The organism is Tepidiphilus olei, assembly GCF_006980705.1.
In the GTDB taxonomy this organism is placed as follows: Bacteria; Pseudomonadota; Gammaproteobacteria; order Burkholderiales; family Rhodocyclaceae; genus Tepidiphilus; species Tepidiphilus olei.
The window spans coordinates 1-15,160 of record NZ_SBHO01000011.1; the positions used below are offsets into that span (position 1 = coordinate 1).

Consider the following 15,160-nt stretch of genomic DNA (forward strand, 5'->3'; position numbering starts at 1 on the left):
CGACACGCATCGCCATGATGGGCATACTCCTTTCTCGAAGTCATGGCGTCAGACCGAGCGCCGCGCGCTTCCTGCCAGAGGCGCTAAACGGAATTTACAGAAAGGATGGTACACAACCTTTTTTTTGTGTGCGCCCGGCACGGGCGCACTCTTGGAGGTGAGAGTCCTCCCGTGAGTTGATCACAGCGAACGAAGCGAAGCGCAACTGCATGAGGGTGACCGATTGTGGGGAGGAAGCGTGGAGCGAAACTGCGAGCCGATGGACAAGAACCGGATAGAAGGCGCTGCCGAGCAGGGCGAGCGGGCGCAATTCCGCGAAGCTCTCGTGATCAAGGCGAGGTGGCGTAAATTCGGCGGTTGTGCAGTGAAGGAGTGCGTTCTTACCCGGGGAGATCTCGCCTTGTGGCTGAAAGGCCGACGTGGAGACACGGAGCGAGAAGTCAGCAGAGGCCGTAGTAGTTGCCAACAAGGAACGAAGGGCCGAACGAGGAGGAATGTTCGAGGTCATGTCGATGTTGAACGCAATGCGTCAGAAGTCTGCGCGAGCAGAGCGGGCGGGCGTAGCGCACGGTGAAGCCGGGCGTGATCCTGTCAGCGACGAAGCGGGCAGCCCGCGACGAGACAACGAGAGCACAGGGTCGGCGCTGCTTGAGGCAGTGCTGACGAGAGAGAACCTGCAGCGGGCCTGGAAGCGGGTCAAAGCCAACAAAGGGGCAGCTGGCGTGGATGGTCTGGATATTGAACAGACGGCCCGTCATCTGGTCACGGCGTGGCCGACGATACGCGACCAGCTGCGGCAGGGGACGTACCGGCCCAGTCCGCTACGCAGGGTGACGATCCCGAAACCTGACGGCGGCGAGCGCGAGCTTGGTATCCCGACGGTGACGGATCGGCTGATCCAGCAAGCACTGCTGCAAGTGCTGCAACCGATACTGGACCCGACCTTCAGCGAACACAGCTACGGCTTCCGACCGGGAAGGCGAGCCCACGACGCGATCCTTGCGGCGCAGGGCTACATTCAATCCGGACGGCGGATCGTGGTCGATGTCGATCTGGAGAAATTCTTCGATCGCGTCAATCACGACATCCTCATTGACCGCCTGAAGAAGCGCATCGACGAGGCCGGGATCATCCGGCTGATTCGAGCGTATCTGAACAGCGGCATCATGAGCGACGGCGTCGTGTTGGAACGGTACCAGGGCACACCGCAAGGCGGGCCGCTGAGTCCGTTACTGGCGAACGTGATGCTCGATGAAGTGGATAAGGTGTTGGAGAAGCACGGCCATTGCTTCGCACGCTACGCCGACGACTGCAATGTTTATGTACGCAGCCGCAAGGCAGGCGAGCGGGTGATGGCGCTGCTGCGCAAGTGCTACGCCAAGCTACGGCTCAAGGTCAACGAGACCAAGAGCGCGGTCGCCAGTGCCAAGGGCAGGAAGTTTCTGGGATGCAGCTTCTGGTTTGCCAAGGATGGGGTCAAGCGCAGGGTGGCCGACAAGCCGATGGCGACATTCAAGCAACGGGTGAGGCAACTGACCCGGCGCTCTGGTGGTCGCAGCATGGCAGAGGTCATCGACAAGCTCAAACCCTACCTGCTGGGCTGGAAAGCCTATTTCGGGCTGGCGCAGACGCCAAAAGTCTGGCGCAGGCTGGACGAATGGCTACGCCACCGATTGCGGGCGATTCAACTCAGGCAATGGCGACGAGGTAGCACCATCTTCCGGGAACTGACCAAGCTGGGTGCGGCTGAGCAGGTGGCAAAGCGCGTGGCGCAGAACGCGCGCTGCTGGTGGCGAAACAGCATGGGCGACATCCAACGGGTGCTGACCATTGCCTACTTCGACAAACTCGACCTACCCCGACTCTCATGACCTCAACTTCTCGAACCGCCCGGTGCGGACCCGCATGCCGGGTGGTGTGGGAGGGGCTCAGTCAGGTATCCTGACTGCCCCTATCCCGATCCCTTCGCGCTACACTTGAAGCCTTATCAAGGAGGAGCGAGGGAATGGAGCCAAGTTCTGAGCAACGGGTTTCGTCTCGGGGTCGATCCCGTCTGCAGGCGGTCTGCCTGCTCCTCGGCCTGTGGGCTATGGCCTCGCCGACTTGGGCCGCCGAAGTGATCGTGGCCGTGGCGGCCAACTTCAGCGCCCCGATGAAAGAGATCGCCGCCTCTTTCGAGCGCGAGACGGGGCATAAGGTGAGCCTGAGTTTCGGTTCGACCGGCGGTTTCTACACCCAGATCGTCCATGGTGCTCCATTCCAGGTCTTTCTGGCCGCGGACGACGAAACACCGGCCGCGCTCGAACGCGACGGCCATGCCGTGCCGGGTACGCGTTTCACCTATGCGGTGGGGAAACTGGTGCTGTGGAGCCCCGGCCCTCTGGTGGATGCCCAAGGCAAGATCCTGGAGACGGGCGAATTCGCGCATTTGGCCGTGGCCAATCCCAAGCTCGCTCCTTATGGCAAAGCGGCGATGCAAGTCCTGCAGAAACGGGGACTTGTCGCGCGCCTCGAACCAAAGATCGTAAGGGGCCAATCGATCACCCAGACGTACCAACTCGTCGTGAGCGGGGCGGCCGAGCTCGGGTTCGTCGCGTTGTCGCAAGTCCATGAAGACGGAAAAGTGAAGGGATCGGCGTGGTTGGTGCCGCAGGAAGATTATGATCCGATCCGACAAGATGCCGTCTTGCTCGTCCCAGGCAAGGACCAACCGGCAGCGCTTGAACTGCTTGCCTATCTGCAGCGCGAACCGGCGCGGGCGATCATCCGGCGCTATGGCTATTCCTTCGAGTGAGCTCGCGCGATGAGCGCAGGCGCTTGGGCGGCCTTGGCCCTGTCGCTGCGTCTGGCCGCGGTGACGACGTTGGTGTTGTTCTTGATAGGAACGCCGCTCGCGTGGTGGCTCGCACGCACGCGCTCCCGCTTCAAGGAGGTCATTGCCGCGGTCGTGGCCTTGCCGCTCGTCCTGCCACCCACCGTGATCGGTTTCTATCTCCTGCTCCTCATGGGACCCCATGGACCGGTGGGTTGGCTCACCCAGCAACTCGGTTGGGGGCTGCTGCCGTTTTCCTTTTCCGGCCTCGTGGTGGGTTCGGTGATCTTTTCCTTGCCCTTTCTCGTTCAACCTCTGCAGAATGCCTTCGAAGCGTTGGGCGATCGCCCCTTGGAGGTAGCCGCCACCTTGCGCGCCGGGCCGTGGGATCGCTTTTTCACCGTGGCCGTGCCGCTCGCCCGTCCGGGTTTTCTCACTGCCGGCGTGCTCAGTTTCGCCCATACGATGGGGGAATTCGGCGTCGTCCTGATGATCGGGGGCAATATCCCGGGCAGAACGACCGTCGCTTCGGTTCAGCTCTATGAGTTCGTCGAAGCGATGGAATATGGCGAGGCGCATCGGCTCGCTCTCGTCCTCGTCCTCTTCTCTTTTGCCGTCTTGCTGCTGCTCAACTTCTTCGGGAAGAGAAAGCGATGATGCACGCCGGTATCGAGGCCGAGTTGCATGCCGACTTCGCCGATTTTTCGCTCAGGGTGTCTTTGTCCTTGCCCGGACGGGGTGTGAGCGCCCTCTTTGGCCCTTCGGGTTCGGGCAAGACGAGCTGCCTGCGGGCCTTGGCTGGTTTGATGCGGCCGCGAGGGTTCGTGCGCTTTGCCGACGAAATCTGGCAAGACGATGCCAAGAAAGTTTTCGTGCCGACGCATCGGCGGGCGATCGGCGTGGTCTTCCAAGAGGCGAGCCTTTTCGCCCATCTGTCGGTGCGCGGCAATGTCGAATATGGTCTGCGGCGTGTCCCGCCGGCGCAGCGGCGCATCGCCTTGGAGCAGGCGATCGAGCTGCTGGGGATCGCCCCGCTGCTCGATCGCCGTCCCCAGACTTTGTCCGGCGGTGAGCGCCAACGGGTGGCCATCGCCCGAGCCTTGGCCGTTTCGCCGCGCCTCTTGCTGATGGACGAGCCGCTCTCGGCCCTGGACATCGGGCGCAAGGAGGAGATCATCCCCTACCTGGAACGTCTGCCGCACGAGCTCGACCTTCCCATCGTCTACGTCAGCCACGCGCCCGACGAGGTCGCGCGCCTGGCCGATCACTTAGTGGTTTTGCGCGCAGGCAAGGTACTGGCCAGCGGCCCCTTGTCCGAGGTGCTCGTGCGCCTGGATACGCCGATTCGCTTGGGCGAGGAGGCCGGTGTGGTCTTACAGGGGGAGGTTGCCGAGCACGACGAGACGTGGGTCTTGATGTGCGTTTCCTTTCCCGGGGGAAGGCTGTGGGTACGCCGTGAAAATCTACCCCTGGGTGCCCCTTTGCGCTTGCGGGTGCTCGCGCGCGACGTGAGCCTTGCGCGCTCGCCGCATCAGGATGCCAGCGTACTCAACGTGTTGCCGGCCAGAGTGGAGGCAATCGGCGAGGATGAACACCCGGCCGACGCCTTGGTGCGGCTCACGGTGGGAGAATCCGCTCTGCTCGCGCGCATCACGCGTCGTTCCTTGGCCCGGCTCGATCTGCATCCCGGGCAAACCGTGTGGGCGCAGATCAAGGCGGTGGCGGTGCTGCGCTGAAACATCGGGGGGAGACGAGGGAGATGATACGACCTCTGCGGGCTGGTCGTTCCGGCAGGGGAACACGGCAATCCTTCGATGATCTACAATGCTTCTATGAGCCAGATGAAAGAAGGGGGTGCGTCATGGATGCCGTCAGTGTCGCCAGCATGATGACCGCCATGCAGCAAGCGCAGCTGCAGGATCAGGTCGGCACCGCCGTGCTGAGAAAAGCACTCGACGTGCAGGAGAGCACGGCGCAGGCGCTGCTCTCGGCGCTGCCGCAAATTCAACAAGCGCCGATATCGGCTTCGAATCCGCCGCACTTGGGCAATTCGGTCAATATTTTCGCCTGAATCGCGCCTCCCCTCCCTATACGCCGCGCTGACGTTCGGCAAGGATCCGCGCCGCCGTTTCGGCGAAGGTTCCTCGTTCGATCGCCGTGCGCAGCTCTGCCATGAGCGTCAGGTAGAAGTGCAGGTTGTGCGTGGTGTTGAGGATGCTCGCGAGGATTTCGCCGGTGCGGTAGAGGTGATGCAGGTAGGCCCGGCTGAAATGGCGGCAGGTATAGCAGCTGCAGGTCTCGTCGAGTGGGGCGGTGTCCTCGCGATAGCGCGCGTTGCGGATCTTGACGTCGCCATGGCGGGTGAAGAGAAGTCCGTTACGCGCGTTCCTCGTGGGCATGACGCAGTCGAACATATCTACACCTACTCCGACGCCGTGGATGAGGTCTTCCGGTGTACCCACGCCCATCAAATAGCGCGGACGCGTCTGCGGCAGCTTGGGCGCGACGTATTCGAGCACGCGCCGCATTTCGTCTTTGGGTTCGCCCACCGATAGCCCGCCGATGGCGTAGCCGTCGAAGCCGATCTCCATGAGCCCGGCGAGCGACTCGTCGCGTAGCGCCTCGTACATGCCCCCCTGCACGATGCCGAAGAGCGCGTTGCGATTCCCTAGCCGGTCGAATTCGTCCCGCGAGCGTTTGGCCCATCGCAGCGACAGGCGCATCGATTCGGCCGCCTGCGCTTCGCTGGCAGGGTAGGGCGTGCATTCGTCGAAGATCATCACCACGTCCGAATCGAGCACGGTCTGGATCTGCATCGAGACTTCGGGGGTGAGGAAACAGCGGGCCCCGTCGATGGGTGAGGCGAAGCGCACGCCTTCTTCGCTGATCTTGCGCAGCGCTCCGAGCGAAAAAACCTGGAAACCGCCCGAATCGGTGAGGATCGGCCGATTCCAGCCCATGAATCGGTGCAGACCGCCGTGGCGGCGGATCACCTCGAGCCCCGGGCGCAGCCATAGGTGGAAGGTGTTGCCAAGCACGATCTGCGCGCCGACGTCTTCGAGCGCCGCCGGGGTCATCGCCTTGACGGTGCCGTAGGTTCCCACCGGCATGAAGATGGGGGTCTCCACCGTGCCGTGTGCCAGCTGGAGCCGTCCGCGCCGGGAGGCTCCGTCGGTGGCGAGCAGGGTAAAGGCGGGAGTGTCGCTCATGGGGATTCCTCGATGACAGGAATTCAACGCGCGAAGCGGCGCGGGATGAACATCGCGTCGCCATAGCTGAAGAAGCGGTAGCGTTTTGCGATCGCATGGGCATAGGTGCGGCGGACACGCTCGAGCCCGGCGAGCGCCGATACCAGCATGAGCAGCGTCGAGCGGGGAAGGTGGAAGTTGGTCACCAGCGCATCGACCACGCGAAACTCGTAACCGGGCGTGATGAAGAGCTCGGTCTCGCCGCTGCCGGGGCGAAGTTCTCCGTCTTGGGCGGCGCCTTCGAGGGCGCGCAGACTGGTGGTTCCCACGGCGATCACACGCCGCCCGAGTGCCCGCGCCCGGGCGATGCGCGCCACCGTCTCTTCCGGGATCCAGTAGCGCTCGCGGTGCATGCGATGTTCGTCGAGCCGTTCGACGCGCACCGGCTGAAACGTGCCCGCGCCGACGTGCAGAGTCACCCAGGCCGTGTCCACGCCGTGCTCGGCGAGCCGGTGCAGTAGCATCTCGTCGAAGTGCAGTCCGGCGGTGGGCGCAGCCACCGAGCCGGGCGTACGCGCATAGACCGTCTGGTAGCGCGCTTCGTCCTCCGGTTCGGCCGGGCGGGCGATGTAGGGGGGTAGCGGCAGCCGGCCATGGCGCTCGACGAGCTGGGGAAGATCGCCTTCGCCGACGAGCCTCAGGTGATAGAACTCGCCGTCGCGGCCCACGACTTCGACTTCGAAGGCCTCTTCCAGCCGCAGACGCATGCCCGGGCGCGGTGGTTTGCTCGCGCGCACCTGGGCGAGTGCCTCCTGTGTGCCGACGAGCCGCTCGACGAGCACCTCCACCGCACCGCCGCTTTCCTTGCGTCCGAAGAGGCGCGCATGGATCACGCGGCTGTCGTTGAAAACGAGGAGGTCACCTTTTTCGAGAAATTCGGGCAGATCGCGAAAGAGCCGGTCGTGCAGCGCTTCGTCGTCGAGCACGAGCAGGCGGCTGGCGCTGCGCTCGGGCAGCGGCACCTGGGCGATCAGTTCGGGCGGCAGGGAAAAATCGAAGTCGTGCACCGTCAGCGACGGGGCTTTGCGTAGGCTAGATTCTTGCATATAATCTTTCGTGCGCCGAGATGGCGGAACAGGTAGACGCAGCGGACTCAAAATCCGCCGGTGGTGACACCGTGAGGGTTCGACTCCCTCTCTCGGCATTATCTTAGCCTAAAACGTATCTCAACGGACTCATCGATAGCCCGGCAGGTTGATCCTGCCGATTTTTTTATGGTATAATCAAACGAACGTTTGTCAGAAGCAAATGTTTCGATCCCTCCCTCGGTGGTTGCGCCCGCTCGTCGGGCGCTTTTTTTGCGACTTCGGTAGGAATGCATTATCATCATTTTTCCGATCGCAAAAGGAAGTTGGCAGCCATGTCCTTACGTTTACCTGATCTTCAGCCCGAGCTGCGTGTAATGCCCATGCCGGCCGATGTGAATTCGAATGGGGATGTGTTTGGCGGCTGGGTAATGGCGATGGTCGATATCGCCGGAGCCATGCCAGCGGTCCGGCGCAGCCGGGGGCGAGTAGCAACGGTGGCGGTCAACAGTTTCGTGTTCAAGCAGCCGATCGCGGTGGGTGACGTCGTGAGCTTCTATGCCAGGCTCGTCAAAGTGGGGAATACCTCCGTGACCGTCGATGTCGAAGTCTATGCCGAACGTCATCCTGAAAATCCCGTGGTCGTCAAAGTAACGGAGGCAAGGCTCACATACGTGGCCTTGGATGCGAACGGGCAGAAGCGCCCGATTCCCCCGGAATGAAAAAACCTAGAACCTGGAGGAGGATTCGATGAGCGAGAAACAGGTACATTGGGAAGTGGTCGACGGCATCGGCCGCCTGGAGCTCAATCGACCGGAATCGCTCAATGCGCTTTCGTTCGAGATGATGGCCGCGCTCGAGGAAGCGAGCGCAGCGCTGGTACAGCATCCCAATTTGCGGGTTTTGGTGGTAAGCGGTCGGGGTGACCACTTCATGGCCGGAGGGGATATCCGCGATTTTTCCCGTCTGCTCGATCGGCCTGCTGACGAGCGGCGAGAGATGTTTCGCACTGCGATCGAGAAACGGGTAAATCCGGTGGTGGAGCGTTTGAGCCGTGTCCCTTGCCCGGTGGTGGCCAAAGTACGCGGCGCCTGTGCCGGGTTCGGCATGTCCTTGATGCTCGCTTGCGATTTGGCGATCGCTGCGAGCGACGCGGTGTTTACCACCGCCTATGCCATGCTGGGGCTTCCGGCCGATGGCGGGCTCACTTATTTTCTTCCTCGCGTGGTGGGCAGCCGCCGCGCAGCGGAGCTTTTTCTTTTGTCGGAACGTTTCGATGCGCAGCGAGCCCTGGAGTTGGGAATCGTCAATCGCGTGGTGGCACCCGAAGCGCTCGACGCCGAAGTCGATGCGCTGGTCGCGCGCCTGGTTGCCGGACCGGGCTACGCCTATGGGCGCATCCGCTCGCTGCTCGCCGATTCGCTCGAACAGAGCCTGGAGGCGCAGCTCCTTGCCGAAGCCGAGGCATTCGGCGATTGCAGCGCCACGGAGGATTTCGCCGAAGGCGTCGAGGCGTTCCTGGCCAAACGTAAACCACGTTTTCGCGGTTGCTGAGGGCGCGTTCGCACGACCCGACGTGCGGGGAGGGCGACTTCCTGCGAAGTCTCGAAGGGCTTCCGCTCATAGGTACCGCACCCCGAAGTGCCCAATGTCTTGGTGAGAATTCCGTCCGGCTTTATCATTGTCACTAGAAGAACGACGGAGCGCTGAGCGTGCAGTGGGTGATCGGCGGGATCCTGGTGGCGAGCATCGCTTGGGTGATGTTCGAGGTCGTGCGCTGGTGGCGTGCTCGTCGGCGAAATCAGACCAAGGGCACGATCAACGCTACCGCCTCCGATGTGCCGGGTGCAACTCCGGCCCTCTTTGCACTCGATCTGGCGGTGAAAACGATCGAGCGGCGCTGCGAGGCGTTGCAGCGCGATCTCGAAGAGCATGCCCGCCGTGAGCAGGAAATTCTCGAACGGCTGAATCGCCTGGAGGCATCTGCTGCGGCCTCCACCTCCGCTACCGGCCCGGTCGAACCGCTTGCCGCTTCTCCAGAATACGTCGAACCGATGGTACTCGCCCGCCGGGGGTTGGATGCGCCGGCGATTGCCGCGCGCTGCGGCATCACGCTCGGCGAGGCGGAGCTGCTCGTGGCGATGGCGCGCGGCGAAGGGAGAAGTGAGCCATGAGTAAAGCCGAGGAAGATTCTCGAGTCTTTCCCTGGAAGCGGGTGCTGCTGGCCTTGCTGATCGCAACTGCTGCTGCGTACGGTCTATGGTATAAGATGAGGGATCCCCCGAGACCGGCGGCCGGCACCCAGGAAGCCCCTGCCCAGATGCAGGCTCAGAGCCAACCGGTCGGGCAAGAAGATAACGACCCCGCACCAAACGACCGATGGCAAGGGGCTGCGTCGCGGGAGGATGCTACAACGCATCGCTCCCCGCTCGAGAATCATCCGCCGACGGTTGCATCGGAAGATCCGATCGTCGCCCAAGATGCTCCGCCGCCCGAACCGGTTGCGCCGACCTCGAAGGCTGATACGAGCGGCCAGAATGCTCCCGCCAAAGCGATGACAACGCACCCGGCCGGGGAAAAGACGGAAGAACCTCCCTTTATCGACCGTTCGAAACCGCTCGACAAAGGCTACTATGTCCCCATCGGTGTGTTCGGACGGATGGATAATGCCATGGCACTCGCAGGGCGGGTGCAAGAACAAGGCTTTCCCTCTCATCTACAAGCGCGGGTGTTGGTGGGGCCGTATGCTTCGCGCCAGGAAGCGCTGGAGGCGGCCAAGCAACTCAAGCGCCATGAGATCGAGGTTGGCGCGGTGACCCAGGTGAAATGAGCGGTTTCGTAGGTTTTGAGACGAGGAGATGGGTGATGAAAGTGCAAAGTCCGGTGTTGGGCGAAGTGAATGTGGCCGAGGACAAGGTGATCGAGTTCCCCAATGGCCTGCCCGGGTTCGAGTCGTGCCAGCGTTTCATGCTGGCACACGATGAAGAAGGGGGCGCAGGCGAGGATCGTCCCAAGGTCTTCATCCTGCAGAGTCTGGACGATCCGAACGTGGCTTTTTCCGTGGTGAGCCCCGAGGCCTTGGGGGTGCGCTACGAGATCACGCTCTCCGATGGAGAAGTGGCGCAACTGCAAATCGGGAAACCCGAGGACGTGGCCTTGGCCGTGATCGTGCGTCGCGCCGATGGAACGGAGGCGAAAACGCCGCAGGATACGGGCTTGCGGGCGAACTTCATGGGGCCGCTGCTGATCAACACCGCCGCGCGTCGCGGATTGCAAAAGGTGCTCGAGCGGTTTACCTGTGAAATGGTCGTGCGGGCATAAGGAGGTCGAGGCCATGCGACGTCACGTCAATACCGACAAGGCCCCGGCAGCGATCGGTACTTATTCCCAGGCAGTCTTCGCCGGCGATACGCTCTATCTCTCCGGCCAGCTGGGGCTCGACCCGGCCACGATGACGCTGCCGCCGGAATTCGCCGCCCAATGCGAACGGATGTTTTCCAATCTCGCGGCGGTGGTGGAGGCGGCCGGGGCGAGCCTCGATCAGGTGGTGAAACTCACGGTCTTTCTCACCGATCTGTCCTACTTTGCCACCGTCAACGAGGTGATGGCCCGCCATTTCACCGCACCCTATCCGGCGCGCTCGGCGGTGGAGGTGAAAGGCCTGCCGCGCGGGGCGATGGTGGAGGCCGAGGCCGTCGTCTGGCTGGGGGCGTGATCCGGCCTTGCCCGCGCAAGCGCCTTTTCGTCATCCGTTGGAATCCTGGCCGGGCGTCGGCCCGGCGGTGGCCGCGCGCCTGGTGAAACTCGGGGTGATGCGCCCCGAGGATCTCCTTTTCCTTCTGCCGCTGCGCTACGAGGACGAGACACGCGTCACGCCTGTGGCGCAGGCGCCAACCGGTTCGTCCGTACTCGTGGAAGGCCGCATCGTGCGCGTGGAGCGCAAGGAGGGGCCACGGCCGCAGCTCGTCGCGCATCTGGACGATGGCACGGGCTTGCTCACCGGACGCTGGTTGCACGTTTATCCCGGTACCGCCAAGCGGCTCGAAGTGGGCAAGCGCATGCGCTGGTTCGGCGAGGTGCGGGTCGGTTTCTTCGGCGAGCGCGAGATGTTCCACCCGCGGCTGGTGCCGCTCGAGGCACCGCTGCCCGATCGCCTCACGCCCGTCTATCCGAGTGTGGAGGGCTTGTCGCAGGGGCTGTTGCGCCGTCTGGTGCGCCGGGCGCTGGAGGTGGTCGCACCCGCCGAGTGGCTCGACGAGGCGCTGCGCGCGCGCGAGCAGCTGCCGCCGCTGCGCGAGGCGCTGGAATGCTTGCATGCACCGCCCGCCGGTGCCGATGAACGTCGGCTGGACGCAGCGCGTCGCCGCCTGAAACTGGAGGAATTGGTGGCGCAGCAGGCATCGATGCGTCGGGCGCGCACGGTGCGACGATCGGCCACGGCGCCCGCTTTGCCCGAAGCGGAAGGGCCGGTGCGGCGGGCGCTGCGCGAGGCGCTGCCTTTCACCCTCACCGCGGCACAGCGGCGGGTGCTCGCCGAAATCGACGCCGATCTGGGAAAACCTCATCCGATGCACCGTCTGCTCCTGGGCGACGTGGGCAGCGGCAAGACGGTGGTGGCCGCTTTGGCGCTGGCGCGGGCGCTGGATGGGGGGCATCAGGGGGCGTTGATGGTGCCCACCGAGATCCTCGCCGTCCAGCACGCGCGCAAGCTCGGTGAGTGGCTCGCTCCGGCCGGGATCGAGGTGGCGCTGCTCACCGCCGCCACCCCGGCCAAGGCGGCGCAGGCGCTGCGCGCTCGGCTCGCCGAAGGGGAACCGCTCCTCGTGGTCGGCACGCACGCGCTCATCGAAGAGACGGTGGCGCTGCCGCGTCTAGCGCTCGCGGTGGTCGACGAGCAGCACCGTTTTGGCGTGCGTCAGCGTTTTGCCTTGCGTGCGAAGGCAGGCGAGGGATTTTCCCCGCATCTGCTGATGATGTCCGCCACGCCCATTCCGCGCACGCTCGCGCTGGCGATCTACGCCGACCTGGAATTGTCGCTGCTCGACGAGCGCCCGCCGGGGCGCCAGCCGGTACGGACTTTGCTGCTGTCGCAGCGCCGCCGGGAGGAGCTCATCGAGCGGGTGCGCCGCTGGTGCGCCCAGGGGCGACAGGCCTACTGGGTCTGCCCCTTGATCGAAGAATCGGAAGTGCTGGATCTGCAGGCGGCCACCGAGACCTGGCGGGAGCTCGTCGCGGCGATGCCTGAGCTGCGGGTCGGCCTGTTGCACGGTCGACTCAAGAACGAAGAGAAACAGCAGGTCATGGAGCGGTTCATGGCCGGTGCGCTCGACGTGCTGGTGGCGACCACCGTGATCGAGGTGGGCGTGGACGTGGCCAACGCGAGCCTCATGGTGATCGATCATGCCGAGCGTTTCGGCCTGGCGCAGCTGCATCAATTGCGCGGCCGGGTTGGGCGCGGCAGCGAGGCGTCTTTTTGCGTGTTGTGCTACGGCGAGCCGCTCTCGACCACGGCGCGCCAGCGGCTCGCCGCGATCCGTGCCAACGACGACGGTTTTGCGCTCGCGCGCGAGGACCTGCGGTTGCGCGGCCCCGGCGAGTTCGTCGGGCTGCGCCAGAGTGGCGTGCCCAGCCTGCGTGTGGCCGATCTGGTGGCTGACGAGGATCTCGTGCCCCTGGCGCAGCGGCTCGCCGACGAAGTGCTGGAACGCGATCCGGCGCTTGCCGAGACGCTCATCCGGCGCTGGGTGCCGGGTGGCGGGGCTTGGCTCCATGCCTGAGGGGGCGCTCTTCTTCGTGCCGCGCTGGCGATCCGGTTTGCCTGTCGGGGTGCCGCGCCGTCTGCAGCCTTGGCTTGCCGAGCGGGGGTCGCTCACCGCCCGCATCCGGGCGCACTGCCGGGAGTTCGCCGTGCGCCGCATCTACGAGGGGTGGGGAAGACCTTATCCGGACGAGGCGATCGCCCTGAAGGTACCGAGATGGGAGAGGGTGCGCGTGCGCGAAGTGGCGCTTCTTGCCGACGGCGTGCCGGTGGTGTTCGCACGCTCGCTGACGGCGTGGCAGGGAGTGCGATACCCGTGGCGTCTGTTGCAGCGCATCGGCAACCGTCCTCTGGGCGCGGTGCTCTTCGCCGATCCCACGGTACGCCGCGGCACTGTGCAGGCGGTGCGGCTCGATGCGCGCGATCCGCGGTATCATCGCGCATCGGCGCTGTGGCGGGAAGTACCGCCGGGTTTGTGGGCGCGACGCTCGCTCTTTTGGCGGGAGGGCGTGCCGCTGCTGGTGAGCGAGGTTTTTCTACCGCCGATCGACCTTCTCATTACACCGACGTGACGAGCGATGGAGCCGAATTTCGACTGGAGAGCGCGCCTGCCGCTGTATTGGCGGCTGATCCGGGGGCATCGACCCATCGGCACGCTGCTGCTGCTGTGGCCGACCCTGATCGCCCTGTGGTGGGCCGCGGGTGGATTTCCGCCGCCGGGGGTCTTCTTCGTCTTCGTGGTGGGTACTTTCCTCATGCGTTCGGCCGGTTGCGCCATCAACGACTGGGCCGACCGCGACATCGATCCGCACGTGGCCCGTACGCGCGACCGACCCCTCGCCGCGGGGTTGATTTCACCCGATGAGGCGCTCAAGGTCGCCGCCGCGCTCGCGGGGATCGCCTTTCTCCTGGTGCTGCCTCTGGGCTGGAAGGTGGTGGCCTGGTCGGTGCCGGCGCTCGCCATCGCCGCCACCTATCCCTTCACCAAACGCTTTCTGCCGCTACCTCAGGCTTATCTAGGGGTGGCGTTTTCCTTCGGCATTCCCATGGCCTGGGTGGCGATTCGCGGCCAGACCGACGCGGTGTGCTGGACGCTCTTTGCCGCCAACTTCTTCTGGACGATCGCCTACGACACCGAATACGCCATGGCCGACCGGCCCGACGACCTGAAACTGCCGGTCCATTCGTCGGCCATCACCTTCGGGCGCTGGGACGTGTTGGCGGTGTTCCTGTGTTACCTCGCGGCGTTTGCGCTGTGGGCGCGCGCCGGCATCCTCGCTGGGGCCGGCGCGCCTTTCCTCGTCTCGCTGGTGGTCGCCGCGGGCATCGTCGCCTACCATCTGGAGCTCATCGGCACGCGCGAACCCGCACGTTGCTTGAAGGCGTTCTTGCACAACAACTACCTCGGGCTCGTGCTCTTTGCCGGCGTCGTGCTCGACCTGTGGCACGGCTGAAAGAGAGAACGAAATGGCGCAAACGACTTTCCTCGAATCGTTACGCGAGCGCTGGCGCGATCCGGCGCGCCTGCTGTGCGTGGGGCTGGATCCGGAGCCGGAACGCTTGCCGCGCAGCGTGCGCCGTCTGCCGCTCGCTGAGGGGGTTTGGGTGTTCTGCCGCGAGGTGATCGAGGCGTGCGCGCCTTGCGTGTGCGCCTTCAAACCGCAGATCGCGCATTTCGCCGCTCTGGGGTTGGAGGGCGTGCTCGAGCGGCTGATCACCCACGTGAAACTGAACCATCCCGACGTTCCGGTCATCCTGGATGCCAAACGCGGCGACATCGGCTCCACCGCCCGCCACTATGCACGCGAGGCGTTCGAGCGCTATGGGGCCGACGCGGTCACGGTGAATCCCTACTTGGGCGGAGATTCGCTCGAGCCTTTCTTCGCCTGGCCGGGCAAGGGGGTGTTCGTGCTCTGCCGGACTTCGAATCCGGGCAGCGCCGAGCTGCAGGCCCTGGAGCTCGCCGGCGGCGAGCGGCTCTTCGAGCGCGTGGCGCGCCTGGCCGCCGGCCCGTGGAATACGAACGGGCAGGCAGGGCTGGTGGTGGGTGCGACCTGGCCGCAGGAAGTGGCGCAGGTGCGCCGGCTCGCGCCGGGCGTGCCGCTGCTCGTGCCAGGTATCGGTGCGCAGGGCGGAGACTTGGCGGCCACGGTGCGCGCCGGCTGGTGCCGCCCGGAGTTTCCCGGTCTGATCCTCAATTCCTCGCGCGCCATCCTCTACGCAAGCGAGGGCGAGGATTGGCAGGATGCCGCCGCCGCCGCGGCGCAGTCGGTGCACGCTGCCGTGCGCGCAGTGCTCGCCGATCGGGCATGAGCGA

17 protein-coding genes and 1 tRNA gene are annotated in these 15,160 nt (G+C 64.6%); 16 read left to right on the plus strand and 2 right to left on the minus strand.

Annotated elements, in window-relative coordinates; all coding sequences use genetic code 11:
- The first annotated feature begins 506 nt into the window (after positions 1-506).
- From ltrA to EPD80_RS10295, 5 genes are all read left to right on the plus strand, one after another.
- On the plus strand, positions 507-1,871 hold the full coding sequence (ltrA, locus tag EPD80_RS10275; protein ID WP_142811641.1) for a group II intron reverse transcriptase/maturase: 1,365 nt from the start codon (positions 507-509) through the stop codon (positions 1,869-1,871).
- Positions 1,872-2,005: 134 nt separating this feature from the next.
- On the plus strand, positions 2,006-2,794 hold the full coding sequence (gene modA / locus EPD80_RS10280) for a molybdate ABC transporter substrate-binding protein (protein WP_221928960.1): 789 nt from the start codon (positions 2,006-2,008) through the stop codon (positions 2,792-2,794).
- A 9-nt stretch (positions 2,795-2,803) separates the two neighbouring features.
- The gene (gene modB, locus EPD80_RS10285) at positions 2,804-3,469 is read left to right on the plus strand and encodes a molybdate ABC transporter permease subunit (RefSeq protein WP_142811571.1); all 666 of its coding nucleotides are present in this window, start codon (positions 2,804-2,806) and stop codon (positions 3,467-3,469) included.
- On the plus strand, positions 3,469-4,548 hold the full coding sequence (gene modC / locus EPD80_RS10290; RefSeq protein WP_142811645.1) for a molybdenum ABC transporter ATP-binding protein: 1,080 nt from the start codon (positions 3,469-3,471) through the stop codon (positions 4,546-4,548). Before modB ends, modC begins: the two co-directional genes overlap by 1 nt.
- A gap of 125 nt (positions 4,549-4,673) precedes the next feature.
- The gene (locus EPD80_RS10295) at positions 4,674-4,883 is read left to right on the plus strand and encodes a YjfB family protein (RefSeq protein ID WP_142804559.1); all 210 of its coding nucleotides are present in this window, start codon (positions 4,674-4,676) and stop codon (positions 4,881-4,883) included.
- Positions 4,884-4,899: 16 nt separating this feature from the next.
- On the opposite strand, the gene tgt is transcribed toward EPD80_RS10295, so the two are convergent.
- Together tgt and queA are read right to left on the minus strand one after the other, a co-directional pair.
- Positions 4,900-6,021 carry a tRNA guanosine(34) transglycosylase Tgt gene (tgt, locus tag EPD80_RS10300; RefSeq protein WP_142811573.1) on the minus strand — a complete coding sequence of 374 codons (1,122 nt, stop codon included), beginning with the start codon at positions 6,019-6,021 and terminating at the stop codon, positions 4,900-4,902.
- 23 nt (positions 6,022-6,044) lie between these two features.
- The gene (gene queA / locus EPD80_RS10305) at positions 6,045-7,106 is read right to left on the minus strand and encodes a tRNA preQ1(34) S-adenosylmethionine ribosyltransferase-isomerase QueA (protein ID WP_142811575.1); all 1,062 of its coding nucleotides are present in this window, start codon (positions 7,104-7,106) and stop codon (positions 6,045-6,047) included.
- A gap of 14 nt (positions 7,107-7,120) precedes the next feature.
- Here queA and EPD80_RS10310 point away from each other — a divergent pair.
- The 11 genes from EPD80_RS10310 to pyrF all read left to right on the plus strand — a co-directional run bounded on the left by EPD80_RS10310 (position 7,121) and on the right by pyrF (position 15,156).
- Positions 7,121-7,204, plus strand: a tRNA-Leu gene (locus EPD80_RS10310).
- A gap of 216 nt (positions 7,205-7,420) precedes the next feature.
- On the plus strand, positions 7,421-7,807 hold the full coding sequence (locus EPD80_RS10315; RefSeq protein WP_260677392.1) for an acyl-CoA thioesterase: 387 nt from the start codon (positions 7,421-7,423) through the stop codon (positions 7,805-7,807).
- 28 nt (positions 7,808-7,835) lie between these two features.
- Positions 7,836-8,639 carry an enoyl-CoA hydratase/isomerase family protein gene (locus tag EPD80_RS10320; protein ID WP_142811577.1) on the plus strand — a complete coding sequence of 268 codons (804 nt, stop codon included), beginning with the start codon at positions 7,836-7,838 and terminating at the stop codon, positions 8,637-8,639.
- Positions 8,640-8,797: 158 nt separating this feature from the next.
- Positions 8,798-9,259: a DUF2802 domain-containing protein gene (locus tag EPD80_RS10325; RefSeq protein ID WP_142811579.1), complete on the plus strand. Its 462-nt coding sequence runs from the start codon at positions 8,798-8,800 to the stop codon at positions 9,257-9,259.
- A complete protein-coding gene (locus EPD80_RS10330) occupies positions 9,256-9,915 on the plus strand; it encodes an SPOR domain-containing protein (protein WP_142811581.1) in 660 nt (219 codons plus the stop codon). The genes EPD80_RS10325 and EPD80_RS10330 overlap by 4 nt, the downstream gene beginning before the upstream one ends.
- A gap of 35 nt (positions 9,916-9,950) precedes the next feature.
- A complete protein-coding gene (gene fliW, locus EPD80_RS10335; RefSeq protein ID WP_142811583.1) occupies positions 9,951-10,406 on the plus strand; it encodes a flagellar assembly protein FliW in 456 nt (151 codons plus the stop codon).
- 13 nt (positions 10,407-10,419) lie between these two features.
- Positions 10,420-10,800 carry a RidA family protein gene (locus EPD80_RS10340; protein WP_142811586.1) on the plus strand — a complete coding sequence of 127 codons (381 nt, stop codon included), beginning with the start codon at positions 10,420-10,422 and terminating at the stop codon, positions 10,798-10,800.
- Between the two features lie 7 nt (positions 10,801-10,807).
- Positions 10,808-12,862, plus strand: a complete 2,055-nt coding sequence (gene recG / locus EPD80_RS10345) for an ATP-dependent DNA helicase RecG (RefSeq protein ID WP_142811588.1) — start codon at positions 10,808-10,810, stop codon at positions 12,860-12,862.
- Entirely contained in the window at positions 12,855-13,415 is a 561-nt protein-coding gene (locus EPD80_RS10350; protein ID WP_142811590.1) for a chorismate--pyruvate lyase family protein, read from the plus strand. The genes recG and EPD80_RS10350 overlap by 8 nt, the downstream gene beginning before the upstream one ends.
- Before the next feature lie 6 nt (positions 13,416-13,421).
- On the plus strand, positions 13,422-14,297 hold the full coding sequence (ubiA, locus tag EPD80_RS10355; RefSeq protein WP_142811592.1) for a 4-hydroxybenzoate octaprenyltransferase: 876 nt from the start codon (positions 13,422-13,424) through the stop codon (positions 14,295-14,297).
- 13 nt (positions 14,298-14,310) lie between these two features.
- Positions 14,311-15,156, plus strand: coding sequence for an orotidine-5'-phosphate decarboxylase (pyrF, locus tag EPD80_RS10360; protein WP_142811594.1), 846 nt, complete (start codon positions 14,311-14,313; stop codon positions 15,154-15,156).
- The last annotated feature ends 4 nt before the right edge of the window (positions 15,157-15,160 follow it).

Bases quoted from the DNA above. Each gene is read 5' to 3' on its own strand.
- ltrA (WP_142811641.1), top strand. From the start codon at position 507: ATGTCGATGTTGAACGCAATGCGTCAGAAGTCTGCGCGAGCAGAGCGG.
- modA (WP_221928960.1), top strand. From the start codon at position 2,006: ATGGAGCCAAGTTCTGAGCAACGGGTTTCGTCTCGGGGTCGATCCCGT.
- modB (WP_142811571.1), top strand. From the start codon at position 2,804: ATGAGCGCAGGCGCTTGGGCGGCCTTGGCCCTGTCGCTGCGTCTGGCC.
- modC (WP_142811645.1), top strand. From the start codon at position 3,469: ATGCACGCCGGTATCGAGGCCGAGTTGCATGCCGACTTCGCCGATTTT.
- EPD80_RS10295 (WP_142804559.1), top strand. From the start codon at position 4,674: ATGGATGCCGTCAGTGTCGCCAGCATGATGACCGCCATGCAGCAAGCG.
- tgt (WP_142811573.1), bottom strand. From the start codon at position 6,021: ATGAGCGACACTCCCGCCTTTACCCTGCTCGCCACCGACGGAGCCTCC.
- queA (WP_142811575.1), bottom strand. From the start codon at position 7,106: ATGCAAGAATCTAGCCTACGCAAAGCCCCGTCGCTGACGGTGCACGAC.
- EPD80_RS10315 (WP_260677392.1), top strand. From the start codon at position 7,421: ATGTCCTTACGTTTACCTGATCTTCAGCCCGAGCTGCGTGTAATGCCC.
- EPD80_RS10320 (WP_142811577.1), top strand. From the start codon at position 7,836: ATGAGCGAGAAACAGGTACATTGGGAAGTGGTCGACGGCATCGGCCGC.
- EPD80_RS10330 (WP_142811581.1), top strand. From the start codon at position 9,256: ATGAGTAAAGCCGAGGAAGATTCTCGAGTCTTTCCCTGGAAGCGGGTG.
- fliW (WP_142811583.1), top strand. From the start codon at position 9,951: ATGAAAGTGCAAAGTCCGGTGTTGGGCGAAGTGAATGTGGCCGAGGAC.
- EPD80_RS10340 (WP_142811586.1), top strand. From the start codon at position 10,420: ATGCGACGTCACGTCAATACCGACAAGGCCCCGGCAGCGATCGGTACT.
- EPD80_RS10350 (WP_142811590.1), top strand. From the start codon at position 12,855: ATGCCTGAGGGGGCGCTCTTCTTCGTGCCGCGCTGGCGATCCGGTTTG.
- ubiA (WP_142811592.1), top strand. From the start codon at position 13,422: ATGGAGCCGAATTTCGACTGGAGAGCGCGCCTGCCGCTGTATTGGCGG.
- pyrF (WP_142811594.1), top strand. From the start codon at position 14,311: ATGGCGCAAACGACTTTCCTCGAATCGTTACGCGAGCGCTGGCGCGAT.